The organism is Mesorhizobium sp. Primo-A (assembly GCF_003997175.1).
Classification (GTDB): Bacteria; Pseudomonadota; Alphaproteobacteria; order Rhizobiales; family Rhizobiaceae; genus Mesorhizobium; species Mesorhizobium ciceri.
In genome coordinates, this window is record NZ_RZTG01000087.1 from 1 (window position 1) to 251 (window position 251).

Annotated in this window: 1 pseudogene; it reads left to right on the forward strand. The window is 64.5% G+C overall.

Annotation, left to right across the window (positions count from 1 at the left end):
- A pseudogene (locus EOC83_RS33525) lies at positions 1 to 100 on the forward strand (MoxR family ATPase); the annotation flags it as partial.
- Positions 101 to 251 lie beyond the last annotated feature (151 nt).

A 251-nucleotide genomic window follows, 5' to 3' on the forward strand; every position in this document is an offset into this window, starting at 1 on the left:
AGCCTTCCGCCGCGCCATCGGCGTGCTGATCAAGGACGAGGAAGACCTTTCCTACATCGCACCGGAGCTTGGCCGGATCGTCGAGGAGGCGCTGGCGTGACGCGGGAGGTCATTTCGCAAGGCTGGCAGGACAGAGGGGGGCGACACAGAATGATGCGGGAAACAAGCTTCCCCCGCGCCGCCTCGCCATTCCTGGGTTTTGCCAGGCTCTTGCGCCGCTACGGCTTTGCCATAGCCCCCGAGCAAGTCTC